Annotated in this window: 26 protein-coding genes and 1 tRNA gene; 8 read left to right on the forward strand and 19 right to left on the reverse strand. The window is 61.2% G+C overall.

Translation table 11 applies throughout. The features are described from left to right. Nucleotides 1–19 precede the first annotated feature (19 nt). Nucleotides 20–1,408: a GntP family permease gene (locus ACQUSW_RS09235; protein WP_428932004.1), complete on the reverse strand. Its 1,389-nt coding sequence runs from the start codon at nt 1,406–1,408 to the stop codon at nt 20–22. 149 nt (nt 1,409–1,557) lie between these two features. Here ACQUSW_RS09235 and ACQUSW_RS09240 point away from each other — a divergent pair, with 149 nt between their 5' ends. Continuing rightward, nucleotides 1,558–2,268 carry a FadR/GntR family transcriptional regulator gene (locus tag ACQUSW_RS09240; RefSeq protein WP_428932005.1) on the forward strand — a complete coding sequence of 237 codons (711 nt, stop codon included), beginning with the start codon at nt 1,558–1,560 and terminating at the stop codon, nt 2,266–2,268. On the opposite strand, the gene ACQUSW_RS09245 is transcribed toward ACQUSW_RS09240, so the two are convergent. Both ACQUSW_RS09245 and ACQUSW_RS09250 read right to left on the reverse strand, forming a co-directional pair. Further along, nucleotides 2,265–3,185, reverse strand: a complete 921-nt coding sequence (locus ACQUSW_RS09245; protein WP_428932006.1) for a phosphoglycerate dehydrogenase — start codon at nt 3,183–3,185, stop codon at nt 2,265–2,267. The genes ACQUSW_RS09240 and ACQUSW_RS09245 overlap by 4 nt on opposite strands. Before the next feature lie 17 nt (nt 3,186–3,202). Then, entirely contained in the window at nt 3,203–4,633 is a 1,431-nt protein-coding gene (locus ACQUSW_RS09250; protein ID WP_428932007.1) for a gluconokinase, read from the reverse strand. Between the two features lie 158 nt (nt 4,634–4,791). Between ACQUSW_RS09250 and gndA the strand changes: the two genes are divergently transcribed. Next, the gene (gene gndA / locus ACQUSW_RS09255) at nt 4,792–6,243 is read left to right on the forward strand and encodes an NADP-dependent phosphogluconate dehydrogenase (RefSeq protein WP_428932008.1); all 1,452 of its coding nucleotides are present in this window, start codon (nt 4,792–4,794) and stop codon (nt 6,241–6,243) included. A gap of 97 nt (nt 6,244–6,340) precedes the next feature. Here the strand turns inward: gndA and ACQUSW_RS09260 are convergent, their stop codons facing one another. Together ACQUSW_RS09260 and dgoD are read right to left on the reverse strand one after the other, a co-directional pair. Then, nucleotides 6,341–6,994 (reverse strand): bifunctional 4-hydroxy-2-oxoglutarate aldolase/2-dehydro-3-deoxy-phosphogluconate aldolase, encoded by a 654-nt coding sequence (locus tag ACQUSW_RS09260; protein ID WP_428932009.1) that lies wholly within the window; start codon nt 6,992–6,994, stop codon nt 6,341–6,343. 23 nt (nt 6,995–7,017) lie between these two features. Continuing rightward, entirely contained in the window at nt 7,018–8,166 is a 1,149-nt protein-coding gene (gene dgoD / locus ACQUSW_RS09265; protein WP_428932010.1) for a galactonate dehydratase, read from the reverse strand. Between the two features lie 51 nt (nt 8,167–8,217). On the opposite strand from dgoD, the gene ACQUSW_RS09270 reads away from it, so the two are divergent. Genes ACQUSW_RS09270 through ACQUSW_RS09280 form a run of 3 tightly spaced genes read left to right on the forward strand, consistent with a single transcriptional unit; the run spans nt 8,218 to nt 11,222 of the window. Next, entirely contained in the window at nt 8,218–8,973 is a 756-nt protein-coding gene (locus ACQUSW_RS09270; protein ID WP_428932011.1) for a FadR/GntR family transcriptional regulator, read from the forward strand. Nucleotides 8,974–9,006: 33 nt separating this feature from the next. Beyond that, a complete protein-coding gene (locus tag ACQUSW_RS09275) occupies nt 9,007–9,738 on the forward strand; it encodes a response regulator transcription factor (RefSeq protein WP_428932012.1) in 732 nt (243 codons plus the stop codon). Nucleotides 9,739–9,752: 14 nt separating this feature from the next. Beyond that, on the forward strand, nt 9,753–11,222 hold the full coding sequence (locus ACQUSW_RS09280; protein WP_428932013.1) for a sensor histidine kinase: 1,470 nt from the start codon (nt 9,753–9,755) through the stop codon (nt 11,220–11,222). 11 nt (nt 11,223–11,233) lie between these two features. On the opposite strand, the gene ACQUSW_RS09285 is transcribed toward ACQUSW_RS09280, so the two are convergent. The 3 genes from ACQUSW_RS09285 to ACQUSW_RS09295 form a co-directional block, all read right to left on the reverse strand. After that, complete coding sequence (locus tag ACQUSW_RS09285) at nt 11,234–12,268, reverse strand: ribose-phosphate diphosphokinase (protein ID WP_428932014.1); 1,035 nt, start codon at nt 12,266–12,268, stop codon at nt 11,234–11,236. An 8-nt stretch (nt 12,269–12,276) separates the two neighbouring features. Next, on the reverse strand, nt 12,277–13,707 hold the full coding sequence (gene glmU / locus ACQUSW_RS09290; RefSeq protein WP_428932015.1) for a bifunctional UDP-N-acetylglucosamine diphosphorylase/glucosamine-1-phosphate N-acetyltransferase GlmU: 1,431 nt from the start codon (nt 13,705–13,707) through the stop codon (nt 12,277–12,279). 1 nt (nt 13,708) lies between these two features. After that, nucleotides 13,709–13,780: transfer RNA gene (locus tag ACQUSW_RS09295), tRNA-Gln, on the reverse strand. Between the two features lie 90 nt (nt 13,781–13,870). Between ACQUSW_RS09295 and ACQUSW_RS09300 the strand changes: the two genes are divergently transcribed. From ACQUSW_RS09300 to ACQUSW_RS09310, 3 genes are read left to right on the forward strand one after another with little or no spacing between them, the layout of a single operon-like run. After that, on the forward strand, nt 13,871–14,365 hold the full coding sequence (locus tag ACQUSW_RS09300; RefSeq protein ID WP_428932016.1) for a MarR family winged helix-turn-helix transcriptional regulator: 495 nt from the start codon (nt 13,871–13,873) through the stop codon (nt 14,363–14,365). Between the two features lie 15 nt (nt 14,366–14,380). Beyond that, entirely contained in the window at nt 14,381–15,337 is a 957-nt protein-coding gene (locus ACQUSW_RS09305; protein WP_428932017.1) for a pseudouridine synthase, read from the forward strand. A 34-nt stretch (nt 15,338–15,371) separates the two neighbouring features. After that, entirely contained in the window at nt 15,372–16,022 is a 651-nt protein-coding gene (locus ACQUSW_RS09310; RefSeq protein WP_428932018.1) for a PepSY domain-containing protein, read from the forward strand. Nucleotides 16,023–16,049: 27 nt separating this feature from the next. On the opposite strand, the gene ACQUSW_RS09315 is transcribed toward ACQUSW_RS09310, so the two are convergent. From ACQUSW_RS09315 to metG, 11 genes are all read right to left on the reverse strand, one after another. Next, complete coding sequence (locus ACQUSW_RS09315) at nt 16,050–16,709, reverse strand: methionine ABC transporter permease (RefSeq protein WP_428932019.1); 660 nt, start codon at nt 16,707–16,709, stop codon at nt 16,050–16,052. Beyond that, on the reverse strand, nt 16,706–17,752 hold the full coding sequence (locus ACQUSW_RS09320) for a methionine ABC transporter ATP-binding protein (RefSeq protein WP_428932020.1): 1,047 nt from the start codon (nt 17,750–17,752) through the stop codon (nt 16,706–16,708). Before ACQUSW_RS09320 ends, ACQUSW_RS09315 begins: the two co-directional genes overlap by 4 nt. A gap of 97 nt (nt 17,753–17,849) precedes the next feature. After that, nucleotides 17,850–18,767, reverse strand: coding sequence for a MetQ/NlpA family ABC transporter substrate-binding protein (locus tag ACQUSW_RS09325; RefSeq protein ID WP_428932021.1), 918 nt, complete (start codon nt 18,765–18,767; stop codon nt 17,850–17,852). A gap of 140 nt (nt 18,768–18,907) precedes the next feature. After that, entirely contained in the window at nt 18,908–19,174 is a 267-nt protein-coding gene (locus ACQUSW_RS09330; RefSeq protein WP_428932022.1) for a GlsB/YeaQ/YmgE family stress response membrane protein, read from the reverse strand. A 54-nt stretch (nt 19,175–19,228) separates the two neighbouring features. Further along, a complete protein-coding gene (locus tag ACQUSW_RS09335; RefSeq protein WP_428932023.1) occupies nt 19,229–19,402 on the reverse strand; it encodes a CsbD family protein in 174 nt (57 codons plus the stop codon). Between the two features lie 170 nt (nt 19,403–19,572). After that, a complete protein-coding gene (locus ACQUSW_RS09340) occupies nt 19,573–21,372 on the reverse strand; it encodes an ABC-F family ATP-binding cassette domain-containing protein (protein ID WP_428932024.1) in 1,800 nt (599 codons plus the stop codon). A 21-nt stretch (nt 21,373–21,393) separates the two neighbouring features. Further along, nucleotides 21,394–22,362, reverse strand: coding sequence for a 4-(cytidine 5'-diphospho)-2-C-methyl-D-erythritol kinase (locus ACQUSW_RS09345; RefSeq protein ID WP_428932025.1), 969 nt, complete (start codon nt 22,360–22,362; stop codon nt 21,394–21,396). After that, nucleotides 22,359–23,426 (reverse strand): L-glyceraldehyde 3-phosphate reductase, encoded by a 1,068-nt coding sequence (gene mgrA, locus ACQUSW_RS09350; protein WP_428932266.1) that lies wholly within the window; start codon nt 23,424–23,426, stop codon nt 22,359–22,361. Before mgrA ends, ACQUSW_RS09345 begins: the two co-directional genes overlap by 4 nt. A gap of 42 nt (nt 23,427–23,468) precedes the next feature. Next, on the reverse strand, nt 23,469–24,305 hold the full coding sequence (gene rsmA / locus ACQUSW_RS09355; protein ID WP_428932026.1) for a 16S rRNA (adenine(1518)-N(6)/adenine(1519)-N(6))-dimethyltransferase RsmA: 837 nt from the start codon (nt 24,303–24,305) through the stop codon (nt 23,469–23,471). 9 nt (nt 24,306–24,314) lie between these two features. Further along, nucleotides 24,315–25,211: a TatD family hydrolase gene (locus ACQUSW_RS09360; protein WP_428932027.1), complete on the reverse strand. Its 897-nt coding sequence runs from the start codon at nt 25,209–25,211 to the stop codon at nt 24,315–24,317. A 7-nt stretch (nt 25,212–25,218) separates the two neighbouring features. After that, the gene (gene metG / locus ACQUSW_RS09365) at nt 25,219–26,796 is read right to left on the reverse strand and encodes a methionine--tRNA ligase (RefSeq protein WP_428932028.1); all 1,578 of its coding nucleotides are present in this window, start codon (nt 26,794–26,796) and stop codon (nt 25,219–25,221) included. Between the last annotated feature and the right edge of the window lie 56 nt (nt 26,797–26,852).

Consider the following 26,852-nt stretch of genomic DNA (forward strand, 5'->3'; position numbering starts at 1 on the left):
CCGAAATGCCTCCTCGCGGTTAGAGGAGTGCTCCGATGCCGTAGACGACGAGCACGAGCGCGAAGGCCAGCAGTGATTCGATGGTCTGCTGTATGGTCCACGTTTTGAGTGTGGTTTTTACGTCCATGCCCATGAGTCGGCCGACCAGCCAGAAGCCCGAGTCGTTGACGTGGCCGGCAAAGACCGATCCGGCCGCGGTTGCGAGGGTGATTGCTGCTACCTGCAGTACCGAGAAGTCGCCGGCCATGACGGCGGGGGCAACCAGGCCTGCGGCGGTGACGAGTGCGACGGTTGCCGATCCCTGTGCCAGGCGCAGGATGACGGCGATGAGGTAGGCGGCAACGATCACGGGCATGCCGAGGTCAGACAGGGTGTCGGCGAGGGCGTCGCCGATTCCGGATGCTCGAAGCACAGCACCGAACATGCCGCCGGCTCCGGTGATGAGTACGACCGAGGCGATGGGGCCGAGGGCCGAGTCGATGACCTTTTCGAGTGCGGTGCCGTTTTCGCCGCGGCGCCAGCCGAGCACGATGGTGGCGACGATGACGGTGATGAGGAGGGCGATGGGTGAGTTCCCGAGCAGGATGAGCACCTGCGCCCACGTTTGTGTGACGTCGATCGTGCCCATGGAGCCGAGTGTGGAGAGCCCGGTGTTGAGGAAGATGAGCACCATGGGCAGGAGCAGCAGCAGGATGACGGTCGAGACCTTGGGCGGGTTGCTGGGCTGGTCTTCGTCAATGTCGCCGAAGAGTGCCGGTACGACGAGCGAGTGTCGGGCGGCAACGAATTTACCCCACAGGTAACCCGAGACGTACCAAACCGGGAACACGATGATGAGGCCCACGAGCATAACGACACCGATGTTGGCGTTGAATGCTTCGATGGCGGTGACGGGGCCGGGGTGCGGGGGTAGGAATACGTGCATGACCGAGAAGGCGGCTGCTGCGGGGATACCGAACAGCAGCACGTTGTTCTTCGAGACGCGGCGGGCGATCGCGAAGATGATGGGCAGCATCATGATGAGCCCGGCGTCGAAGAACATCGGGAAGCCGAGGATGAGCGAGGCGATACCCAGGGCAAATGGTGCACGTTTTTCGCCAAAGGCTTCGACGAAGCGTTCGGCGAGGATGCGGGCGCCACCGGAGTATTCGACGATGCGCCCGAGCATGGCTCCGAGTGCTACGAGGAGGGCGACGGAGCCGAGGGTTCCGCCGAAGCCACCGACCATTTCTCCTGCGATGGCGGAGGTGGGTATTCCAGCGACGAACGCTGTGAGTAGTGACACCAGCACCAGGGTGATGAAGGCGTGCACTTTAAATTTGATGATGAGCAGCAGAATGAGGGCGATTGCGCCGGCTGCGATCAGCAGCAGGGGTACCGCTCCCAGGGTCTGGGTCCAGTCGTCCATGTCGGATCTCCATTGATTCGTGGGTATCGGCCGATAGGCCGGTATCTCACGAGGATAAGATTCAGGGAGTCTGCCGTGTGGGTAACATCGGCAATTCCACAAAAGTAACACCTTTTGGTGTTATTGATAGTACTTTAGCGAGGTTTTGCGTGCAGGTCTCTCACGGCTCCGTTCTTGACGAGCTCGGATCCGATATCGCCAACGGCCATATCGGAGAGGGCACCGTGCTGACCCTCGCCGCCCTCGAAACCCGCTTTGGTGTTTCGCGCACCATGATCCGCGAGGCCGTGCGCGTTATAGAAGCCCTCGGCATGGTGGCTTCGCGCCGCCGCGTGGGCGTTACCGTTCAGCCCGAAAGCGAATGGAGTTCGCTCGACTCGCGTCTCATCCAGTGGCGCCTGGCGGGCAATCGTCGTCATCAGCAGATCGCAGCGCTGACAGAACTACGCCTGGCGATAGAACCGATTGCCGCGCGCCTGGCTGCCCAGCGCGCCACTCATTCGCAGCGCCAGCACTTTTCTGATCTGGCCAGCACGCTCGAGCACCTCGGCGCGCAGGGCAAGGGCGACTCAGAAGAGTACCTCGCCGCCGATATTGCCTTTCACGACCTACTGCTCGATGCCAGCGGCAACCTCATGCTGTCTTCGGTAAAAGCACCCATTGCCGATGTTATTCGTGGCCGGCATCAGCTGGGGCTTACCCCCGGCGACCCCAAAGACGAAGCGCTGCACAATCACGTCGAAACTGCCGCCGCTATTCTGCGCGGCGACGCCGATGCCGCCGAGCACCATACCCGCGGATACGTGCTGGCCGTGCTCGAAGAGGTGCAGGTGCCCGAAGGCGCAGCATCCGGCAACTAGCTGACGGCGGCAATAAGGTTATCGACGGCTGCGCGCGCTGTGCGGTCCACCGCCTCGGCCGTGTGTGAGCCGGCATGCGGTGTCGATACGGCGTGCGGGTGTGCCACCAGTGGCGAGTCAACCGGCGGCTCGATCTCGTAGGCGTCGAGCCCCACGCCCCACAGGTGCCCGGTTTCGAGGGCTGCCAGCGCGGCGCCTTCATCGAGCAGTCCCCCGCGGGCGGTGTTGATAATGATGGCGTCGCGGGGCATCGCAGCGATGCGGCGGGCGTCGACCAGGTGCCGTGTGTCTTCGGTGAGCGGAACGTGCAGGGTCAGTACGTCGCTGACGGCAAAAATATCGTCGAGTGCTCGCGGTTCCATTCCCGCCTCACGCATGGTTTCGGCATCGACAAAGGGGTCATAACCGTACACGGTCATTCCCATGCCGGATGCTGCGCGGGCCACCCGCTGCCCAATGGCTCCTGCCCCCACCACGCCCAACCGGCGCCCCGATAGTTCGATGCCTGTGATGCGCGGCCAGCCACCCTCACGCACCTGCTCGTGCAGGGTGGGTATGCGCCGCGCGACAGAGAACATGAGGCCGAGAGCAAGTTCGGCGACCCCTTCGGCGTTGGCGCCGGGCGTGCGGGTAACAGCAATACCGTGGCGCTGTGCGGCATCGAGATCGATGCGGTCGGTGCCCACGCCGTAGCGCGAGATCACGCGCAGACGGTCGGCGGCGGCGAGCGCTTCGGCCGTGTAGTCGTCGACACCGGCCAGCACTGCGTCAACGCCCGGGAGCCACTGTTGTAGTTCGGGCCCGGTGAGGGGTCGGCCCTGGTCGTTAAAGACCACGTCACCGAGTTCGCGCAGGCGCTGAAGTTGCGGATGCTGCTGGTGGCGGCACAGCGAGGTGGCCGTGACGAGAATTGTCATTGCGTTACCACTGCTCTTCACAGCACCACCTCTGCTCCCGGTGTCGTGCGCATATAGGCGTCGATGTAGCGGTCGAATTCTTCGCGGTAGGCGGTGGCTCGCGCAGCATCCGGGGTAAGAATGCGGGGTTCGTCGCTGCGGAGTCCGGGCTGGTCGGCGTCGTAGCCGAGGTGGGTGAGAGCGAGACGCGCGGCGCCCATGATCGAGCTGTGTTGCAGCGACGATGTTTGCATTTCGATTTGAAAAACGTCGACCGTAAACTGCGTCCAAAACGGTGACGACAGCACGCCCCCCGAGAGCAGTGCACGGTGCGGGGGTCCGTTGAGGGCTGCGAGTTCTTTGTAGCAGTGGTAGAGCGAGAAGACGATGCCTTGCAGTACGCTCTGGTACATTTCGGCGCGGCCGTGTTCGGGTTGCACTTCGAGGAATCCGCCGCGGCGCTGGTCGTTCCAGCCGGGGCTGCGTTCGCCGAACAAAAACGGCATAAACAGTGGGAGTCCGCGGCGGTTGGGGTTGAGCATCGGCTCGATTTCGGCAAAAGAGGTCTGTGAGCCAAAAAATAGTGCTTTGGCCCAGTCGACGCAGTTTCCGCAGCCGCTTGTGGCGGCGCCGCTGAGCCATCCGGCCGGTGAACGGTAGGCCCATGTGCCCATGGTGGGAGAGAGCGCGGGTAGCGGTGTCGAGTAGCGCAGTGCACCGCTGGTACCCATCGAGAAGGTCATGTCGCCACTGCCGTGCGCGTTGTCGCCCACCTGGCTGAGGCCGCCGTCGGGGCCGGGAACCATCACGGGAATACCGGGGCGCACCCCCAAAAGGGTTGCTGCTTCGGCGGTGAGGGGCGCGCTGGTATCGCTGTCGACCAGGCGAGGTAACCGGATGCTGCTGATACCCAGTCGCTCCATAACCTCGGTGTCCCACTCGTCGGAGTGGGTGGCAAGCAGCCCGGTGCCCGAGGCGAGCGAGCGGCTCGTCCAGGTTTCCCCTGTCATGCGGGCAAAGATGAGGCTGCCCTGGTCGAGCACGAGGGCGTTGTCGATGTCGACGCCACTGCGGGCAAAGTGGGCGATCTTAAATGCGGGGTAGATGGCGTTGACGGGGCATCCGGTGCGCTCATAGAACCACGTGGTGAACTCTTCGTCCGTGCGGTACTGGGCGGTGAGTTCTGCGGCACCCGTGTAGGGCCATTCATACACGGGGGTGAGGGCCGAAAGGTCGGGGCGCCGTAGTGTGAGCCCGTGCCAGGTGCTCGACAGTGCGATGATGTCGACCGTGACGCCCGCGGTGGCTTCGCGCCCGAAAGCCATCAGCTGCGTAAAAATGCTGTCGCCGTCGCGCACCACACCTTCGCCGTCAAAACGGCGCGCCCGCACCTGAACCTGCTGCGTCTCGGTGTCAAAGAGCATGGTCTTGGCCGAGGTTGTGCTCGCCTCCAGCGCGAGAATGATCATCGTCTTCTCCTTATTTTGTGCCGGGCGAAGCCCACCGTCCCACCCCGCAATAATATGATCATTACATGAGAGTGGCTCCGCACCCGCATACGTGGGCGAGCATACGGCTAGTCTGAGAGCACAGCACACTCACGCACCACACACGAACAAGGAGCAGGATGAGCGACAACGCCAGCGCCAATATCGGGGTCATCGGCCTCGCCGTCATGGGGTCGAACCTCGCCCGCAACCTCGCCAGCCGCGAGGGCAACACGGTGGCGGTCTACAACCGCAGTCACGAAAAGACCCAGGCGCTGGTCGATGCGCACCCCGAAGCCGGGTTTATTCCCGCCGCCTCGTATGAAGAGTTTGCGGCGAGCCTGCAAAAACCACGCACGGCCATCATTATGGTCAAGGCCGGCTGGGCGACCGACGCAGTGATCGACGAGCTTGTGAAGGTCTTTGAGCCGGGCGACATTATTGTCGACGGGGGCAATGCCTACTTCCCCGACACCATCCGCCGCGAAAAAGCGGTGCGTGAGACGGGCATCAACTTTGTGGGTGCCGGTATTTCGGGGGGTGAAGAGGGCGCCCTTCTTGGCCCGAGCATTATGCCCGGTGGCTCTGATGAGTCGTGGGTAACTCTCGGCCCGATCCTCAAGTCGATTGCGGCGGTTGCCGAGGGCGAGCCGTGCGTCACGCACGTGGGTCACGACGGCGCCGGCCACTTTGTCAAGATGGTGCACAACGGCATCGAGTATGCCGATATGCAGCTGATCGCCGAAGCCTACGATCTTATTCGCCGCGGAACAGGCAAGAGCCCCGCCGAAATCGCCGAGATCTTTGCCGAGTGGAATAAGGGCGAACTCGAGTCGTACCTCATCGAAATTACGGCGGAGGTTCTGCGCCAGTTCGATGCCGACACCGGCAAGCCTCTCGTCGACGTTATTCTCGACCAGGCAGGCGCCAAGGGAACCGGCGCATGGACCGTGCAGACGGCGCTGTCGCTGGGTGTTCCGGTATCGGGTATTGCCGAGGCTACTTTCGCTCGTTCGCTGTCGTCACGCCCCGATCAGCGTGCGGTTGCAGCAAACCTCCCCGGCCCCGACGAAGAGTTCACGGTGGCCGACGAAGCCGCCTTCATCGAAGACGTTCGTCTTGCCCTGTATGCGTCGAAGATTGTCGCCTACTCGCAGGGCTTCGACGAGATTCGCGACGGAGCAGCTGAATACGACTGGAAGATCGACCTCGGTGCGATCGCCAAGATTTGGCGCGGGGGCTGCATTATTCGTGCGCAGTTCCTCAACCGCATCGCCGACGCCTATGCCGAAAACGCACAGCTACCGCTGCTCATGGCTGCCCCATACTTTGCCGAGGCACTCACGCGCGGGCAGGCTGCCTGGCGCAGGGTTGTTATCGCCGCGGCACAGTCGGGTATTCCTGCACCGGCGTTCTCCTCGTCGCTGGCGTACTACGACGGCATCCGCGCCGACCGTCTGCCGGCAGCACTCGTGCAGGGGCAGCGTGACTTCTTTGGTGCGCACACTTACAAGCGCGTCGATAAAGAGGGCACCTTCCACACGCTGTGGTCGGGCGACCGCACCGAAGTAGAAGCAGAAGACACGCACTAAGCGTCACAGCTTTACCCGTTCACGATCGGGGTGAGGTGGCCGACGGGCTGCCCCACCCCGATCGTTGTTAACCGGCCACCCGCAGGGGTTACACGGGTTACACGGACTGCTCGGCCCGCACTGCATCCACGAAGGCCCGCGCGCGTTCGCGCAGCGCCTGCTGGTCGCCACCGGGGCGGGCGGCATCGGCGACGAGCGGTCCCCCAACACCACACGCCCAAGCACCGGCAGCAAGCCATTCACTCACGCTGTCAACGTTCACGCCACCGACCGGAACAATCCTCGCCTGCGGTAGGGGGTCACGCACGGCGCGAACAAAACCCGGCCCCACCGTAGCCGCCGGAAAAAGCTTGGCGGCGGCAGCACCGGCATCCATCATCCGATGAATCTCGGTGGGCGTATACACCCCCGCCAGCACACCAATATCGTGGCGCAGTGCATGATCGACGGATGCACTCAGGGTGGGGGTCACAATAAAACGCGCTCCAGCCGCAATTGCTGCATCCGCGTCGTGCTCGGTGAGCACGGTGCCCGCCCCCACGACAACACCCGAGGGGGCAGCGGCGTTCACCCGTGTGATGGCCTCGAGTGCGCCATCGAGGGTCAGGGTAATTTCTAGCATCCGGATGCCGCTGTCTATCAGCGTTTGTGCGGTCTGCACTGTCGCGTCGATATCGGTGCCGCGAATAATGGCGACGATTTTTTCTTGCGCCAACTGTTCACTGAGTTGGCTGTTCGTGATCGCATTCATCGTTGCGCCTTTCGTGTGTGTTGTTACCACTCGGCGAATGAGCCGTCGTCGTGTCGCCATACGGGGTTGTGCCATGATTCCCAGCGGGCTGCAGCCTGGCGTACGGCGGTCTCATCGATGGTGATGCCGAGCCCGGGAGCGGTGAGTGCGGTAAAGCTGCCCTCGCTAAATGCGAGCGGTGCGGTGTCGACCACGTAGTCGAGTACTTCGGCGCCCCGGTTGTAGTGAATACCGATCGACTGTTCTTGAATCAGATAGTTGGGGGTTGCAAACCCTACCTGCAAGCAGGCGGCCAGCGCGAGGGGGCCGAGCGGGCAGTGCGGCGCAAGCACGGCGTCAAAGGTTTCGGCGAGCGCGGCAATGCGACGCACCTCAGTGATTCCTCCCGCGTGCGAGAGGTCGGGCTGGGCGATGGCGATGCCCTGTTGCAGCACGGGCAAAAATTCTTGACGGCTGTAGAGCCGCTCACCCGTGGCGATAGGAATCGTGGTGGCGTCGACGAGCTTTTCGATGGTGTGCGAGTTTTCGGGCACGACCGGTTCTTCTAAGAAGAACGGATGCAGCGGCTCGAGCAGTGGCGCGAGGCGTCGGGCGGTGGCGAGGGTAAACCTCCCGTGCAGGTCGACGGCCACATCGCGGTGCGGACCGAGTACTTCGCGGGCGCTGGCCACGCGCTGCACAACGCCGTCGAGCTCGGCCACGCTGCCGTTACGGCCCATCCGCCCCGAAGCATTCATTTTTACTGCGGTGAGTCCCACCTCGATTTGCGCGGCAATGTGGTCGGCGACTTCGGCGGGGTCATCGCCACCCACCCAGCCATACGCCCGGATGCTGTCGCGCACCCGGCCACCCAAGAGTTCATACACCGGCACGCCTAGGCTTTTACCTTTGATGTCCCACAGCGCCTGGTCAATACCGGCCACGGCGCTGGCGAGCACTGCTCCCCCGCGATAAAAGCCGCCCTTGGTGAGCACCTGCCAGTGGTCTTCTATGCGGGCGGGGTCTTTGCCGAGCAGATAGGTGCCGAACTGGTCGACTGCTGCGCGCACCACATCGGCGAAGCCTTCGAGCGACGCTTCGCCCCAGCCGATAATGCCGTCGCTGGTTTCGACGCGCACGAATAGCCACCGTGGTGCGACGGGAAAGGTTTCGACGCGGGTGATCGTAGTCAACGGGCTTCCTCCACCAGTGCGATAAGTAATATTTATCATCTATTATGACTCATGAACACTATGAACCAGTTATCTTCTTCTGCACGCAGTGCCCACCTGGGTGCCAGTTTGCACAGCCAGGTGGTCGACACCGTTGGCCAAAAAATTGTGGCGGGCGATCTTGCTCCCGACACCGTGATTAACGCGCAGCAACTGTGCAGCCAGCTAGGTGTCTCGCGCAGTGTTGTGCGCGAGGCGCTGCGCACCCTCGCCTCGCTCGGCCTGGTTCAGGCCCGCCAGCAGGTCGGCACCCGGGTGCTCGGCCACAACAGCTGGGACCTTTTACACCCGCTCGTTGTGCGATGGCGCGCGCTGGGGCCCGATCCGGTTCGTCAACTCCACGAGCTCTTGCAGTTGCGGCTCGGACTTGACCATGTTGCTGCGGCCCTTGCTGCCCAGCACGCCGATGACCACGAGCGCACAGCCCTCACCGATGCCGCCGCCACCATGCGTCGTGCTTTTCAGAGTGACGATCCCGTAGCGTTTTATACCGCCGACGCCACTTTTCACCGGATGCTTCTCACCGCCACAGCCAACCCGCTCATCCAGCAGTTGGCGGGCACGATCGCGGCCGCCCTGTCGTTACGCGGCAGTGATCAGCGCCGCGGTATGCATGAGATCACCGACCAGGCCGTCACGCTGCACGAACACCTCGCAGCAGCGATCGCTGTCGGCGCGGCCGACGACGCGGCACAGGCAGCGCAGCGGTTGATAGAACTCAGCCAGAAAGAAATAACGGCAGCAACAACAGCATCCGAAAAAACATAGGAAACACACAGCATCGCAGTGAGAATAGAAAGCATGACCGATGCTGACCGCCCCGATCTGCGCCGCCCCGACGGCTCGCCCTTACGAATTCTTGCCGTCGATGACGAGCCCATGCTCACCGATCTGCTGAGCATGGCGCTGCGTATGGAGGGCTGGGAGGTACGTACGGCCTCGTCGGGCTATGAAGCGCTGCAGGTGGCAAAAGAGTTTTCACCCGATGCACTCGTGCTCGACATTATGATGCCCGACCTCGATGGCATGGCCGTGCTCAGTCGCCTCCGTGAATCAGACAACCTTGTGCCCGTCCTCTTTCTCACCGCCAAAGATGCTGTCTCTGACCGCATTGCCGGACTCACCGCCGGTGGCGACGACTATGTGACCAAGCCATTCAGTCTCGAAGAGGTGGTTGCGCGGCTACGTGCGGTTATTCGGCGCTCGGGGCGCGGCAATGACGACATCGGCGAATCGATTTTGCACGTTGGTGATCTGCGGCTGAACGAAGACAGTCACGAAGTTTTTCGCGGCGACACCGAGATTGAACTCACTGCTACAGAGTTTGAGCTCTTGCGTTTTCTTATGCGCAACGAACGGCGGGTGCTTTCGAAAACCCAGATTCTCGACCGCGTATGGAGCTATGAGTTCGGCGGAAAATCAAGCGTTGTCGAACTGTATATCTCGTATCTGCGTAAAAAAATTGACGCCGACCGCACACCTCTCATTCACACGGTTCGTGGCGTGGGATACATGATCAAGGCTCCTCAGTGACCCGACTGGGGTTGATGACCGCTCCTGCCGGCAAACGGCCACTGCGTTTACAGACGAGGCTGATGGCCGCGGTCATCGGTTTTGTCTCGCTCATTCTGGTGTTTGTTTCGATTGTCATCAGCCTGTTTTTGGGCGGTGCAATGGAGCGCCAACTCGACGACCGACTGGCCGCTTCTCTGCGCATAACCCTGCAGTGGACGCTGGCGAGCCCTCTTGGCGCTCCGGCCGAAGCGATTCTCGACGGCAAAGACGTCAACCCCGGGCTGCTACTCATCGTCGCCGATGGCGAAACACCGGCAACAGGGGCGATCGTCAAAGACGCCGGCGGCGGCACCGGAGAAATTCTTAGCCTCAGTAACGCACAGTTACAGTCGGTCTCTGAGGCCCTGCTGCGCGAACAGGTTATTTCGATGACCATCCCCGGGCACGGTTCGTATCGCATTGAAGCAGCCCATGCCGACGGCACAACCATTGTGGTGGGACTGCCGCGTCGCGATATTCAACGCACCATGACCGAACTGTTCACCATCATTGCGCTGGCTACGGTCGGCGGCCTGCTCATGCTTGCGCTCACCACCGCCATCACCATTCAGGTGGCGCTGCGCCCTCTTCGAGCCGTTGCGGCCACCGCCACCCGAGTGTCGTCGCAACCTCTTGACCGGGGTGATGTCACGATCACCGAGCGGGTTCCCGAGTCGGAGGCCGACCCGTCGACAGAAACGGGGCTTGTGGGTGCGGCGCTGAACGTACTACTTGATCACGTTGACTCTTCGCTGGCTGCCCGCCAGCGCAATGAAGAACGCATGCGGCAATTCATCGCCGACGCCAGCCACGAGCTCCGCACACCCCTCACATCGATCCGGGGCTACTCAGAACTCTCTTTGCGTTCCACCGACCTCAGCGATAACACGCGGATGTCGCTCGAGCGCATCCAAGCCCAATCGCTGCGCATGACCGGCCTCGTCGAAGACCTGCTGCTGCTTGCCCGTCTCGATGAGGGCCGCGAGCTCGCTGAGTCTCCTGTCGACCTGTGCCGCCTCGCGGTGGAAGCCGTCGACGACGCGCGCCCCACCGGCACCGACCACGAATGGCGCCTGGAAGTACCGAGCGAACCGGTTGAGGTTACCGGCGACAGCGCGCGCCTCGCCCAGGTTGTCACCAACCTTGTCGCCAACGCCCGCACGCATACGCCCGCGGGAACAACCATCGTCGTCGAAGTGGGCACAGAACCCGCAGCCGACGAACACGCCTCACCTCACGCATTTTTGCGCGTGACCGATAACGGCCCCGGTATTGCGCCTGAGGTGCGTGACACCCTGTTTTCTCGTTTTGCGCGTGCCGACCGTTCGCGCGCACGTCACACGGGCGGCACGGGGCTAGGCCTCGCGATTTCGCAGGCCATTGTAACGGGGCATGGAGGAACAATCGAGGTCGAAAGTGCCCCGGGCAAGACGATGTTTACGGTGCGTCTACCGCTGCGATAAACGCTGCGTACTTAAGCGTCGCCACCAAACATGCTCGTGACCGAGCCGTCTTCAAACACCTGACCGATAGCGCGAGCCAGGAGCGGCGCAATCGACAGCACGGTGAGGCCCGGGAAGCAGCGTTCCGCATCGAGGGGCACCGTGTCGGTGACAACAACCTCGTCGATCGCTTCGTCTTGCAGGCGTCGACAGGCCGGGTCACTAAAAATGGCATGGGTTGCCGCAACAATCACTTTGCGTGCCCCATTGGCTTTCAGCGCGCGTGCTGCCTTCACGATCGTGCCGCCGGTGTCGATCATGTCGTCGACCAGCAGGCAGGTACGGCCATCGACGGCCCCAACGATCTCGTGCACGGTCACTTCGTTGGCAACCTTCGGGTCGCGACGCTTGTGAATAATGGCCAGGGGCGCGCCTAGGCTGTCGGACCACGTGTCGGCAACACGTACACGACCCATATCGGGTGAGACAACCGTGAGTGTTTCGCGGTCTTCCGGCGTGAGCGTGTTTTCGAAGTGTTCGAGCAATACGGGTTTAGCGAAGAGGTGGTCGACGGGTCCGTCGAAGAAACCCTGCACCTGGGCTGCGTGCAGGTCAACACTCATGATGCGATCGGCACCGGCAACTTTCAGCAGGTCGGCCACAAGCCGTGCGCTAATGGGTTCGCGTCCGCGACCCTTTTTGTCTTGCCGCGAATACGGGTAATACGGGGCAACGACGGTGATGCGTTTGGCAGAGGCACGCTTAGCGGCGTCGAGCATGATGAGTGTCTCCATGAGCCACTCATTGACCGGTTCACCGAACGATTGCACGATAAATAGGTCGCATCCGCGAATCGATACTTCGAAGCGCGAGTAGATCTCGCCCGAAGCAAAAGTGCGGTGCTCTGTTGGTGCAACAACAGTGCCGAGCGCTGCTGCAACAGCCGAGGTGAGTTCGGGGTGCGAACGACCGCCTGTCACCACCAGTCGCTTCTTGGTTTTCTTGACCAGACTGGGGGCTACCCCATTGTCGCGATCAAGTTCTACCGTGTGTTTTTTGCGCCCCATCGGTCCGCCTATTCCGCCGATCGTGCACGAGAGGCCGCTTGCGCAGCACCCGTGCCTGCCCTGTTCTTTTCGACCCACCCATCGATGTTTCGCTGGGGGGAAACGCTTAGTGCCAGGGCGCCTGCGGGGACATCCTTTCGGATGACCGCACCCGCTCCGGTCTTTGCTCCATCACCGATACTAACGGGCGCAACCAGCACCGTATGCGAGCCCGTGTGGGCCTCATCGCCCACGCTCGTGCGGTGCTTGTGCACGTCGTCATAGTTCGCAGTAATGGTTCCGGCACCCAGGTTGACGTTCTTGCCAATGGTTGCATCACCGACGTATGACAGGTGCGGCACCTTCGAACCCTCACCGATCTCGGCGTTCTTTGTTTCGACGTAGGCACCAATTTTTCCATCGGCCCCGAGAATGGTGCCCGGCCGCAGATAGGTGAAGGGGCCCACCGTGGCACGCGCACCAATAACAGCAAGGTTCGCGTCGGTGCGGCGTACGGTGGCGTCTTCGCCGACTTCGCAGTCAACAAGCGTCGTGTCGGGGCCGATGGTTGCGCCGGGGCCGACCACGCTCGCACGCAAAATTTGAGTGTTGGGCAAAATAGTGGCATCCGGAGCCAGCACTGCCGTGTCGTCGATCCAGGTGGTGGCGGGGTCGACCACGGTCACACCTTCGCGCTGCCACCGCTGCACGATGCGCTGGTTCAAAATGCGGCCGGCTTCGGCCAGTTGCACGCGGTCGTTAACACCGAACGCTGCTACTTCGTCGTCGGCAACCTCGGCGGCGACGGGTTCGTTCGCCCGACGCAGAAGTTCGATAACGCTGGTGAGATACACCTCGCCCTGCGCGTTGTTTTGGTCGACCCGTGCGAGGTGGTGACGCAACTGCGCCGCCCGGAACACGTAGACTCCGGCGTTGATCTCGTTGACTGCGGCTTCTTCTGCCGAGGCATCTTTCTGTTCAACAATGCGTGCCACGCCGCCGGATGCATCACGAATAATGCGGCCGTACCCGGTGGGGTCGTTGAGTTTGGCCGACAAGATGGTGGCGGCGGCCTGTGCACGCCGGTGTTCGTCGATGAGGCGCTGCAGAGTTTGCGCTTCGAGCAGGGGAACATCGCCCGAAAGCACCAGCACGTCGCCGTCGAAGTCGGCCGGTAATGCTTCGATAGCAACCTGCACGGCCCGGCCTGTGCCAGGAATGTCGTCTTGGTCGACAATGATGGCTTCCGGATGCTCGTGTGTGAGCGCCGCTACGACGGTGTCGCGTTCGTGCCGCACAACCACTTCGATGTGTTCAGCACCCAGGTTTTGTGCGGTGCGAAGCACGTGGCCGACGAGCGGGCGACCACCGATGGGATGCAAGACTTTGGGTAGCCGTGATTTCATTCGCGTGCCTTGGCCTGCTGCAAGGACGACGATTGCAAGGCTTTTCCCTGTCATGCTCCGCCGCCAGGATTCGAACCTAGACTTCACAGCTCCAAAGGCTGTCGTGCTGCCATTACACCACGGCGGACCGTTGCTCCCTCTCGCACGAAAGGGGCCACCCCTATAGTCTGCCATGCCTTGATGGGTGCTCTGTGCCGAACCGGGCGATAATGGTGAAGTGACTGCTACCGACGAAGTGGATCGTATCGTCGGCGCGTGGCGAACTCAGCGCCCTGATCTTGATTTTTCTCCGCTGGAGGTTCTTTCTCGCGTCGACCGTCTCTCGCGCCATCTTGACCGGGCGCGTCGAGATGTTTTTCACCGCAGTGATCTTGAGTCGTGGGAGTGGGATGTTTTGTCGGCGCTGCGTCGCGCCGGTGACCCTTTTCAGCTCTCCCCCAAGCAGCTTTTGCAGCAGACGATGGTGTCGAGTGGCACGATGACGAATCGTATTGATCGCCTGGTGGGTCGCCGTTTTGTGCGGCGCGAGGCTGACCCTCAAGATGGCCGTAGCGTGCTGGTGACTCTGACTGAAGATGGTAAGACGCGGGTGGATGCCGCGATTACTCGGCTGGTGGATGTGGAGTCTGATTTGCTGGAGGGGCTTCCGGATGCTGATCGTGACCGTTTGGCGGGGCTTTTGCGCACGTTGAGTCTCACGTTTGGTGAATAGCGGGCACTGATCACGATGGCGATGCTTTCCCCTCTTCCTGTGCGCGATGGCGTGGGTGCTACCCGGCTGCGTATTCCGCGTGAGGGTCCGTGGGTGACGGTGGCCGACTATATGGTGGAGCGTTTCGGCCATCTTGATCCCGAGCGTTTGCTGGCGCGGTTTGATCGCGGCGAGATTGTGGGTATCGGTGCGGTGGTGCTGCACCGCGATACGCCGCTCGGTGCGCACGAGTTCGTTTGGTATTACCGTGAGCCGCCGGTAGAAAACGAGATCCCTTTCGAGATCGATGTGCTGTATGCCGACGATGATCTTGTTGTGGCCGATAAACCCCATTTTTTGCCGACCACACCGGGTGGCAAATATCTGCAAAATTCTGCGCTGGTGCGGTTGCGGCGAGCACTAGGCAACGATGATCTCACTCCCATTCACCGGCTTGATCGTGCGACGGCCGGGGTGCTGATGTTTTCTGCACGCCGCGAGACTCGCGGTGCATACCAGCTGCTGTTTGAAAATCGGCGGGTAACGAAGGTGTATGAGGCGGTGTCGAGTTTGCCTGCCGAGTGGCATCCGGATGCCCCACTGCTGGGCGGTATGCCGTTTCCGTTGACCTATCGCAATCACATTGTGAAGCAGCCCGGCAGTGTGTGTGTGCAGGTTGATGAGACGGCAGAACCTAACTCTGAAACGCGTATCGAACTGCTGGGTTTTACTGCCGAGGCGCTGCACACGCGGCTCTTGCCGCATACGGGCCGCATGCACCAGTTGCGTGTGCAGTTGGCTGCTCTCGGGGCGGGCATTCGCAATGATGGTTTTTACCCTGTGCTGCTGCCCGATGGCCCGGATGATTTTTCGCGGCCGCTGCAACTGCTCGCCAAGCAGCTCCGTTTTGTTGACCCGCTGTCGGGCGAAGATCGCACGTTTACGAGTCGGCGCGTGCTGGCAGAAGCACCGGATGCCACTTTGTCAACCTGATTGCATACTCAGGCGAATTTCGTAGCCTGGCTAGATGTCTTCGCAACGTACTCCCCTATTTTTGTCTCTGGCCGCAGTTGTCGCTCTCGCGGTTCCGCTGTCGGGATGCACCGGCGGACCTGCGTCACCGGGTGACTCGACGCCTGACCCGGCATTGCCGACGATGACGGCACAGCCGGATGCTTCGGAAGGTGGTGAGAGCGGCGATGACGCACCCGGCGATGCTCCGCAGCGCGGCGCTGACCTTGCCACAACGAATTTTGCAGTGTCGTGGGAGCAGGCGGTCGAGACGGCACGTGCTGCTTTTGACGGCGAGCTGACCGAGGTGGAGTTGGATTGGAGTCGCGACCGTTATGCCTACACGGTCGAACTGGTCAATAACGAGACCGAGTATGAGGCCGTTATTGACGCCACAACGGGTGAGATTGTTCGTGAAGAAACCGACAGTCTGAGTAGCGATGATGCGGCGAAGAAGCTGGCCAAGGCGATCACTGTGAGCGAGTTGATTTCTTTGCAGGATGCGCTCGATGCCGCTCTTGCCGCGCAGCCGGGCGAGGTTGAGGAGTGGTCGCTGGAGGGCGAGCGCTCGGGCCCTGTTTTTGAGTTTGATATTGACGACGGCAATGACGACTACGAGGTAACGATCGATGCCCGCACCGGTAAGGTCATCGAGATTGATGACTAGGAGTATCGGTATTCGCGTGCCGGGGGTTTAGCGTCTCATAATGTGGCGAGCGAAGCGGTCGCCGAGCCACTGCACGGCCTGTACAAAGATGACGATGAGCACGATAGCGGCCCACATGACGACGGGTTCAAACTGGCGGAAGCCATAAATTTGGGCGAAGGCCCCGAGCCCGCCGCCACCGAGTAGTCCGGCCATGGCCGTCATGTCAATGATGGCGACAACGATAAATGTGTAGCCGAGGATGAGCCCGCCGAGTGCTTCGGGAATCGCTACCGTGCAGAGGATTCGCCAGGGTCCAGCTCCCATCGATCGGGCTGCTTCGATGACTCCGGGGCTGACCGCAACGAGGTGCTGTTCAACGATGCGGCCGATGGCGAAGGCGGCTGCGAGACCAATCATGAATGCGCCGGCGGTTGTGCCGATGCCAATGCCCACCACGAGGCGGGCGAGGGGTTGGGCGACAGCAATAAAGATGACGAACGGTATGGGCCGAAAAAAGTTGACGATAAAGTTGGCGACACCGGCGACAGCACGGTTGGCCATGAGCCCGCTCGGTCGGGAAACATACAGAATAACGCCGATGAGTAGCCCGAGTATCCCGCCCATGAGTAGGGCGAACCCGGCCATGTAGAGCGTCTCGATGGCTGCGTTCCAGAATTCGGGCCATAGCTCGTTAAGGCGGGTCATGCCTGCCCTCCTTCGGTCGGCAGCTCAGTCACTTCGGTGCGGGTGCGAATGACGTCGAGGGTCTGGTCGATCACGGCATCCGTACCGCGAATTGCCAGCGTGAGGTGGCCAAATGCCCGACCCCGAATGTCATTAATACCGCCGTAAACGACTTCGAAGCCGAGGCCTGCTTCGGCGAGGTCGAGCAGCACTTGTGCCTGTGATGAATCGCCGTCGCGGAACGAGAAGGTGACGAGTCGGCCCTCATGACGCTCACGCAGTGACGCGATTTCGGTGGGTGTCGGGATGCCTTTGATAACAGTCGAGACGAAGCGCTGCGAGGCGGGGTTTTGTGGTCGTGAAAAAACTTCGAACACGTCTCCCTGTTCGATCACTTGCCCGTTTTCCATCACGGCCACTTTGGTGGCGATCGTTTGAATGACGTCCATCTCGTGCGTGATGAGAATAATGGTCACGCCCTGCTCTTCGTTTACTCGTTTGAGTAGTGCGAGCACTTCGTGGGTTGTTTGTGGGTCAAGGGCACTGGTTGCCTCATCGGCGAGAAGAATGGCGGGGCGTGTGGCGAGGGCCCGCGCGATACCGACCCGCTGTTTTTGCCCGCCCGACAGCTGTTCGGGGTAGGCGCGCGCACGATCAGCAAGCCCGACGAATGCTAAGAGTTCGGCGACGCGCTCCTGAATTTCGGCTTTCGGCCATCCGGCGAGTTTGAGCGGATAGGCCACGTTGGCTGCGACAGTTTTTGATGAGAACAGGTTGAACTGTTGAAAGATCATGCCGATCCCGCTGCGCACGCGACGCAGCTGGGTCTCGGAGAGTGTGGTGATATCGGTGCCGTCGACCACGATGGAACCGGAGGTAGCGGGTTCCAATGCGTTGATGAGGCGTACGAGAGTCGATTTACCGGCACCGGAGTATCCGATGATGCCAAAAATATCGCCGGGGTCGACGGTGAGAGTAACGTCGTCGACGGCCGTCACGTCGGGTGCATGGCGGTCGCGCGCCGGGTACGTTTTTGCCACATCAGTGAGGCTCACAATGGCCATTGGTTCTCCAGGCATCCGGATGCAGGTGTGCATTCACGAGGAATCGGGCGATGCATGCGCATCGCCCGATTCTCTCGCATTTTTGTTGCTCGGCGTCTTAGCCTTTTTGTGCCTTGGTGTCGGCTTCGACCTTCTGCAGGGATGCAACGAGGTCTTCGGCCGGAACCTGGAGGGCAACGCCGGTGTATCCCGACGACTCTGCGAGGCCTTCTTGCACCTTTTCGTCGGTCTGGAAGATCTCGACCAGCTTCAGGTAGAGCGGGTTGTCGACGTCGTCGGCACGTGACGCAAAAATGTTCACGTACGGCAGGGCGTTCGGGTCGCTGGGATCATCTTGAGCGATCGCGTCGTCAAAGGTAAGACCCGCGTCGGTCACAAAGTCGTTGTTGATGATGGCTGCAGCGACATCCGGCAGCGAGGTGGGCAGGAGTGCTGCTTCGAGCGCGATAACTTTCACCTTCGACTTGGCAGTGTCGACATCGGCGAGGTCAGAGAAAATAGAACCGCCGCTCTTCAGCGTGATGAGACCGGCCGACTGCAGTACGAGCAGGGCACGTGCCTGGTTAGAGGCATCGTCGGGAACAGCAACACTCTCGCCGTCACCGATGCTGTCGACGTCGTCGTACTTGGTGGAGTACAGGCCGAGCGGGTAGATCGCGGTCGACCCGATGGGCTGCAGGTCTTTGCCCGAGGCTACGTTGTAGCCGGCAAGGTAAACGATGTGCTGAAACTGGTTGAGGTCGAGCTCACCCTCGGTCAGGGCCGGGTTGGGCTGCTCGTACGAACCGAAGTCGACCAGTTCGACTTCAATGCCCTCGGCCGCTGCGGCCTCAACAAATGCGGGCCACTGCGGGTCGCCTTTGCCGACGACTCCGATACGAACGTGTTCGGTGGCAGCGTTGTCTTCTGTGGGTGCTGCTGCGGGTGTTTCACTCTGGCCGGCGCAGGCGGCAAGGCTGAGCGCCAGGGGAATAGCCGCGAGGGCGGCAATAAGTTTTGTGGTGCGGCGTGACATGGTGGTGCTGTTTCCTCTCGTGGGGACTCAGCCAAGATACGCGGATCTCTTTCAACTCATAAAATCGCGTGTCACACAGCGCAATGCACAGCTGTGTCCGCCACCGGAACACCGATGGCGGACACACTGTTTACGACGATTTATGCCTGACGGCTGCGGCCCGTAATAAGACCGTAGATGAGTAGCACAATCAGCGAGCCACCAATAGCTAGCAGCCAGGTTGAGATGGAGAAGAAGCCCTGCAGATCAACACCAAAGATCATGCCGCCGAGCCAACCGCCCAGCATTGCGCCCACTACTCCGAGCAGCAACGTGGCTATCCATCCTCCGGCCTGTTTGCCGGGAAGAATGGCTTTTGCGATGGCTCCTGCAATAAGGCCAAGGAGAAGAAAAGCTAAGAAACCCATAATGATCCTTTCCCGATTTTTCGGTACACGTGCGGGTGACGAACTTAGTTTCTGTTAGTCCTTAAACGCGTCTTTGACGTTCTCGGCCGCATCCCGCAGGTGGCCCTTCGCCTGATCGGCTTTACCTTCGGCCTGCAGTTTTTCATCATCCGTAGCCTTACCGGCGGTTTCTTTCGCCTTACCGGTGACCTTGTCTGCAGCAGCCTTAATCTTGTCTTCTGCACTCATGGCGTCTTCCTTTCTGTTGGGTGTCTGCAGGGCCACAACCCTGCAGAGGTCAACACCATGCAACTGACGATACGCCTGCCCCCTACCGAAGCACTACCCCCTTGACGCCTGGGATTTTGGTTGCAAAGGTTCGCGCTCAATGGTCAGAACACTTCGCCGAGGCCGTCGCCCTAGTCGAGCTGGGCAGAAAGCTCGAGCCACTGCTCTTCGAGAACGGCAACGTCGTCTTCGAGGGCGGTGATCTTTGCCATCTCAACGTTCAACAGCTGGTAATCGCTCTGATCGAGCGTGGCGAGCCCTACACGAGCCTTCGCTATGTCGCCCGTGATGCGTTCGATTTTGCGTTCGACAGCGGCGATCTCTTTTTCGACGGCGCGCAACTGCGCACCAGACAAACCAGCGGTTGCCGGCTGGGCAGCAGCATCCGGTGCGGGCGTGGCAGAACCCGCCGACTGTTGCACGGAACGCAACCGCAAATATTCATCAATACCGCCCGGCAGGTGCCGCAACCGGCCGTCAAGAATGGCGTACTGTTTATCGGTCACGCGCTCAAGAAAATAACGGTCGTGCGAAACAACAATGAGAGTGCCCGGCCACGAATCGAGCAGGTCTTCGATAGCCGCGAGCATATCGGTATCCATGTCGTTCGTGGGTTCGTCAAGAATGAGCACGTTCGGCTGGTCAAGAAGCACCAGCAGCAGTTGCAGTCGGCGCTGCTGACCACCAGAAAGATCTTTCACCGGCGTCGACAACTGAGCCGAAGTGAAACCCATCCGTTCCAGTAGCTGCCCGGGCGTGAGCTCTTGCGCCTTTGACCCTGAACCGATCGTGTACGAGGTGCGCAGTCGGCTAATGACGACCCGCACCGGGTCATTCCACACCTCAGTGAGGTCATCGAGACGCTGCGTCAGAGTACGCACCCGCACCGTCTTGCCCTGCTTCACACGGCCACTGGTGGCTTCTACATCACCCGAAATAAGCCCCAGCAGTGTTGATTTTCCGGCACCGTTAACACCCAGAATGCCGGTGCGTTCCCCCGGCGCGATTCGCCACTCCACATCGCGCAAAACTTCGCGGTCACCAAACTGCACGCCCACATCAAGCAGGTCCACAACGTCTTTACCCAGCCGGGCAACAGCCAATGACTGCAGCCCGATACTGTCGCGAATCTCGGGCACGTCAGCGATAAGAGCGTTCGCGGCTTCGATACGAAACTTCGGTTTCGCGGTGCGCGCCGGAGCGCCCCGCCGCAGCCATGCGAGTTCTTTACGCGCCAAGTTTTGACGTTTCGCTTCGCTCGCCGCCGCCATGCGGTCGCGTTCCACCCGCTGCAACACATAGGCCGCATAGCCGCCCTCAAAAGGCTCAACAATGCGGTCGTGGACCTCCCACGTTGCCGTAGCTACCTCGTCAAGAAACCAGCGGTCGTGCGTCACCGTCAACAGCGCACCCTGTTTGCGGCCCCACCGCTGCTTCACGTGCTGCGCCAGCCACGCAATCGCCTCAACATCGAGATGGTTGGTGGGCTCATCGAGCATGAGCACATCCCACTCCCCCGCCAACAACTGCGCAAGGCTCACGCGACGCCGCTGACCACCCGATAACGAGCCCACCTGCGCCTGCCACGGCACATCGGCCAGCAAACCATCAATAACATCCCGGATGCGGGCATCCCCCGCCCACTCATGCTCCAGCGCGTCACCCACAACAGCCTGCGCAACCGTGACCGAGTCGTCGAGAGTGTCGGCTTGGTCGAGCACGCCGATGCGGGTGCCACCGCGCACCGTCACCCTTCCAGCATCCGGCTCTAAACGACCCGCAAGCATAGCCAGCAGACTCGACTTGCCGTCGCCGTTGCGGCCAACAATTCCGATGCGGTCGCCTTCTTCTACGCCGAGCGTGACCGAGTCAAAAACGATGCGGGTAGGAAACTCAAGATGAAGCCCTTCGGCCCCCAAAAGATGTGCCATCGCCATCCAGCGTAGCGGTGGCTACGCTTCGATCACCTGAGCACCAGCAACCGGTCCGTGTGCACGCATCACCTGACGACCTGCATCACTCAGCGTGCGGGCCACACGGTCGGCGTCGGCACGATCACGGCACAGCAGTGCCACGGTCGGGCCCGAGCCCGACACGATTCCGGCCAGTGCCCCCTCATCACAGCCGTCAGCGATCGTTTGCGCCAGCGCGGGCTGTTCGGCAATAGCGGGCGACTCCAGGTCGTTATACATATGCTCGGCCAGTGCCGCGACATCACCCGAAGCAAGTGCCTGTAGCACATCGCGGGGCACCTCTAACGGTGAATCAGGCTCATCGGCCGTTACCCGCTGTTCGGCCATCGCCTCATCGAAACGAGCGTAAATATGCGGCGCCGACAGCCCTTCTTCACCATGTACAAGCACCCACTCATAGGTGCCGCGCGCCAAAACGGGCGTCAGCCGGTCACCGCGCCCTGTACCCATCGCAGTACCGCCCACAAGAGCAAAGGGCACGTCGGAACCCAGCTGCGCAGCCAACGGATGCAGCCCGGCAATTCCCAAACCCGTACCCCACAGCTCATCGCATGCGACCAGCGCGGCAGCCGCATCAGCCGAACCGCCACCCATACCACCAGCGACAGGAACACGCTTAATGATTTGCAGATGCACACCCTGGGTGCATCCGGTTTCTCGAGCTAAGAGCTGCGCGGCTTTTACCGCAAGATTGCGTTCATCCAACGGCACCTGCTCGGGCTGCACACCCCGCACCGACACCGTAATAGTGTCGCTGGGCGTGGCATAAACATCTTCATACAGCGACACGGCCTGAAAGATCGTGGCCAGCGGATGATAACCGTCATCTTGCACGGCACCCGCGGCTAAAAAAATGTTGATCTTGCCTGGCGCACGCACATGCACGCTGCGAGAGGGTGCAGACCCCGCCACAGCGGAGCCTGCACCCGAACGCGAGTCGTCGCTCACAGGTCCGACGACTTTGCCCACAGATTGACATCGAGCGCACCCGAGAGCTCGTCGATGCGCGCCAACTGGTCGCTACTAAACTCGGGGCCATCCACGGCGGCAGCGTTTTCTTCCAGCTGCTCAACCCGCGAAGCACCAATCAGTGCCGAGGCCACCACGCCATCGCGCAGCACCCACTGCAGGGCCATTTGGGCCAGGCTCTGCTCACGTTCGCGAGCAACTTCACCCAGACCACGCAGCGCCTCGAGCGCCTTTTCGGGCAGCGGGGCATCATTCAGCGAACCACGCTTCTGCGCGCGCTCGGCGGTGCCATCACCCAGGTAACGGTCGGTGAGGAGCCCCTGAGCCAGCGGGGTAAACGCAATCGCGCCGAGGCCGGTCGAACGCAGCGTATCGGTGAGGCCGTCTTCTACCCAGCGGTTGAGAATCGAATATGCCGGCTGGTGAATAACCAGCGGAGTACCCAGATCGCGGGCCACGTCAACAGCGGCCTGCGTGCGCTCGGCACTGTATGAAGAAATGCCCACATACAGGGCCTTACCCTGGCGAACAAGGGTGTCGAGAGCGCCGATCGTCTCTTCGATAGGGGTCACGGGGTCGACGCGGTGCGAGTAGAAGATGTCAACGTAATCGAGCTGCATGCTGCGCAGCGACTGCTCGGCACTGGCGAGAATGTATTTGCGGCTGGCGAAGTCGCCGTAGGGGCCCGGCCACATGTCCCATCCGGCCTTCGACGAAATAATCAGTTCGTCGCGGTAAGGCTTCAAGTCTTCGCTAAAAATGCGACCGAAGTTCTTTTCGGCCGAGCCATACGGCGGACCGTAATTGTTCGCCAGGTCGAAGTGGGTAATACCCAGGTCGAACGCGCGGCGCAGCAGTGCGCGCTGGTTGTCGATAGGAAAGTTGTCACCAAAGTTCCACCACAATCCCAACGATATGGGCGGCAGATACAAACCAGAGGTTCCGACCTGCCGATATTCCCACCGCTGGTAGCGGTCGGCGGCGGCCACAAAAGGACGATGGATCTCGGGCACATTCGTGCCAAAACGCGGTTGGCTCACGATGCCAGGCTACCCGGGCTGCGCCGATAACGGCAGATCCGGATGCTACGAAACCCCGGCAATCCGCTGATAGTCATCGACCGACAGTGCTTCGCCGCGTGACGTGGGGTCGACGCCAGCTTTTTCGAGCACGGCCGACGCCGCCGCCGAACCACCATAAATGCCCGAGAGCGCCTGGCGAAGCATTTTGCGGCGCTGTCCGAAAGCTGCATCGACGATCGCGAAAGTGCGGCGACGTAGTTCTTCTGATCCGCGGGGTTCGGCATCGCGCTGAAAGCCCACGAGCAGACTGTCGACATTGGGAACGGGCCAAAAGACGTGTCGCGAGACGGTTCCAGCCAGTTTCCACGGGCCATACCAGGCAGCTTTCACGCTCGGCGCGCCGTACACCTTCGACCCGGGTGGTGCCGCTAAACGCTCGGCGACTTCGGCCTGCACCATCACCACACCCCGCTGCAACTGCGGAAAAGTTTCGAGCAGGTGCAAGAGCACCGGCACCGAGACGTTATAGGGCAGGTTGGCGACCAGCACGGTCGGGTCACCCGCGAGCTCGTGCACCTGCAGGGCGTCGGCACGAACAACCTCGAGCGCACCCTCAGGTACGCCCCGTTCGTGTGCTGTCTGTGGCAGGCGCTGCGCAAGCCGGTGATCAATTTCTACCGCGGTCACGCGCGCACCCGTCTCGAGAATCGCCAGCGTGAGCGAGCCGAGCCCGGGACCCACCTCAAGCACCGTCTCACGGGCAGTAACCGACGCGGCATGCACAATTTTGCGCACCGTATTGGCGTCTACCACAAAGTTCTGGCCGAGTTTCTTCGTCGGTGTCACATCAAGTTCGGCGGCCAACCGACGAATATCTGCGGCACCCAGAAGTGAAATCACTGCACCATTCTAAGCGGTGCGGTCGCGGAAGCTGCCGTATACGGTTTCGGTGTTTGCCGCCAGCTGCGCACACAGTTCGTCAACGTCAACACCCAGTTCAGCGGCCATAAACCGCACCGTGATCGGAACCAGATACGAAGCATTGGGGCGGCCGCGCAGAGGCACGGGAGTAAGAAACGGCGCGTCGGTTTCTACCAGCATCCGATCGTGCGGGGTAACAGCAAGCGCATCACGCAAATTTTGCGCATTTTTAAACGTCACATTGCCGGCAAACGACACGTAATAGCCCGCATCGGCGCACTCTTTTGCCATGGCTTCGTCGCCCGAGAAACAGTGGAACACGGTGCGATCGGGGGCTCCTACGCGGCGCAGTGTCGCTAAGACGTCGTCGTGCGCATCGCGGTCATGAATCTGCATGGCCAGGCCGTGCTTTTTTGTCAGCGCAATATGCGCTTCAAAAGACTCGTGCTGCACAGCGTGGCCTTCGGGTCCGGTACGAAAATAGTCGAGCCCTGTCTCACCGATGGCCCGAGTGCGCGGGTGCGCGGCCAGCTCATCAATCACCGCGATGGCCTCGTCGAGACGGTTTTGTGCCGCATAGACAGGGGCGTCGTTGGGATGAATGGCCACAGCCGCCAACACTCTCGGGTCGCTCTCGGCAGCTGCGACCGCCCAGCGCGACGATTCGATGTCTCCGGATGCCTGTACGACGCCCATCACGCCCACCCGTTCTGCGCGCTCTAAATGGTCGTGCAGGCTCAACGGTTCTTCGCCGTCAAGAATTTCTAGGTGGGCGTGATTGTCGTAGACCCCGACCGCGAGGGGTTCGGGGGCGGCCGGGTAGCGTATATCTTTTCTGCCGTCGTGTGACCGCTGGCGAATATACGTGGCGGGCTGCTGGTCCATGACGAACTTAGGCGGTCGACTCTACGCGGGGGAACAGCGGAGCGAGCGTGTGCACCTTTGTTCCCACTGGCAGTTGACCCCAGCGACCGGCATCACGAATGGGCTGTGCTGTGAGGGCCCCGAGTGCGTCTTCTGCACCCAAAGCTGTCCACAGCGTGGTTGTTGCCTTCGGCATAACCGGCGACAGCAAAACGCTCAGCGCACGCAAGCTCTCCGCACACGTGTACAGCACCGTTGCGAGGCGTTCGCGCTGTGATTCTTCGCGCGCCAGTGCCCACGGTTCGTTTTCGGTGATGTAGCCGTTGAGGTCGTCGACGATCACCCAGATCGCTTCGATGGCATCGTCGATGCGGAACTGCTCCATAGCGGCATCGGCCTGTTTTCCGGCCGCTGCCACATGAGACTGAATCGTCAGATCGGCGTCGGTGTATTCACCGGCGGCAGGAACAACCCCGTCGAAGTATTTCTGGATCATCGCCGTTGTGCGTGAGGCGAGGTTGCCGAAGCCGTTGGCGAGTTCTGCCTGGTACCGCGAGGCAAGATCTTCCCACGAGAATGAGCCGTCGTGCCCGAATGAAATCGCCGACAAGAAGTAGAAACGGTAGGCGTCTGAGCCGAAGACGTCGATGATCTCGCTCGGTGCGATACCGGTGAGCTTCGACTTCGACATCTTTTCGCCGCCCACCAGCAGCCAGCCGTGCGCAAAAACGCTCTTGGGCACGTCGACACCGGCGGCCATGAGCATGGCCGGCCAAATGACGGCGTGAAAACGCAGAATGTCTTTACCGACAACGTGGTGTGCTGGCCAGCGACGCGCGAACTCTTCGGGGTCGGTGCCGTAGCCGACGGCGGTGACGTAGTTGAGCAGGGCGTCGACCCACACATAGATCACGTGCGAGTCATCCCACGGCACCTTAATGCCCCAGTCGAACGCCGAACGAGAAATAGAGAGGTCTTTTAGGCCCTGGCGCACAAAAGAAACAACTTCGTTGCGGGCAGATTCGGGCCGCACGAAGTCGGGCTGCTCGCGGTACAGCTCCAGGAGGCGGTCTTGGAACTCGCTGAGCTTAAAGAAGTAGTTCTTTTCTTGCAGTAGTTCGAGCGGCTTGGAGTGGATAAGACACACCTTCAGCCCCTCAAAGGGCCCCGTACCGTCGACGATTTCGCTATCGGGTTTGAACTCTTCGCAGCCCACACAGTAGAGCGCTTCGTATTCACCCGCGTAAATATGACCGTGGTCATAGATCGCCTGCACAAACTGCTGCACGCGCTCTTCGTGACGCTGCTGCGTGGTGCGGATGAAATCGTCGTTAGCGACATCGAGGGTGTCGAGCAGGGGGAACCATGCTTCGCCCACGAGCCGGTCGACCCATTCTTGGGGTGTGACGTTATTGGCTGCGGCCGCGCGCAGCATTTTCTGGCCGTGCTCATCGGTACCCGTGAGCATCCAGGTGTCATCGCCGCTCTGGCGGTGCCAGCGGGCAAGGGTGTCGACAGCGACGGTCGTGTAGCCGTGGCCGATGTGCGGCACGTCGCTGGGATAGTAAATCGGCGTGGTGATATAAAACGATTCGCCTGCGGGCATGAATTCGATTCTAGGCCGGATACACAGCACCTGCCGACCAGGTGACGAATGGCTAC

The sequence above is a fragment of the Microbacterium luticellae genome (assembly GCF_050408645.1).
Taxonomy (GTDB): domain Bacteria; phylum Actinomycetota; class Actinomycetes; order Actinomycetales; family Microbacteriaceae; genus Microbacterium.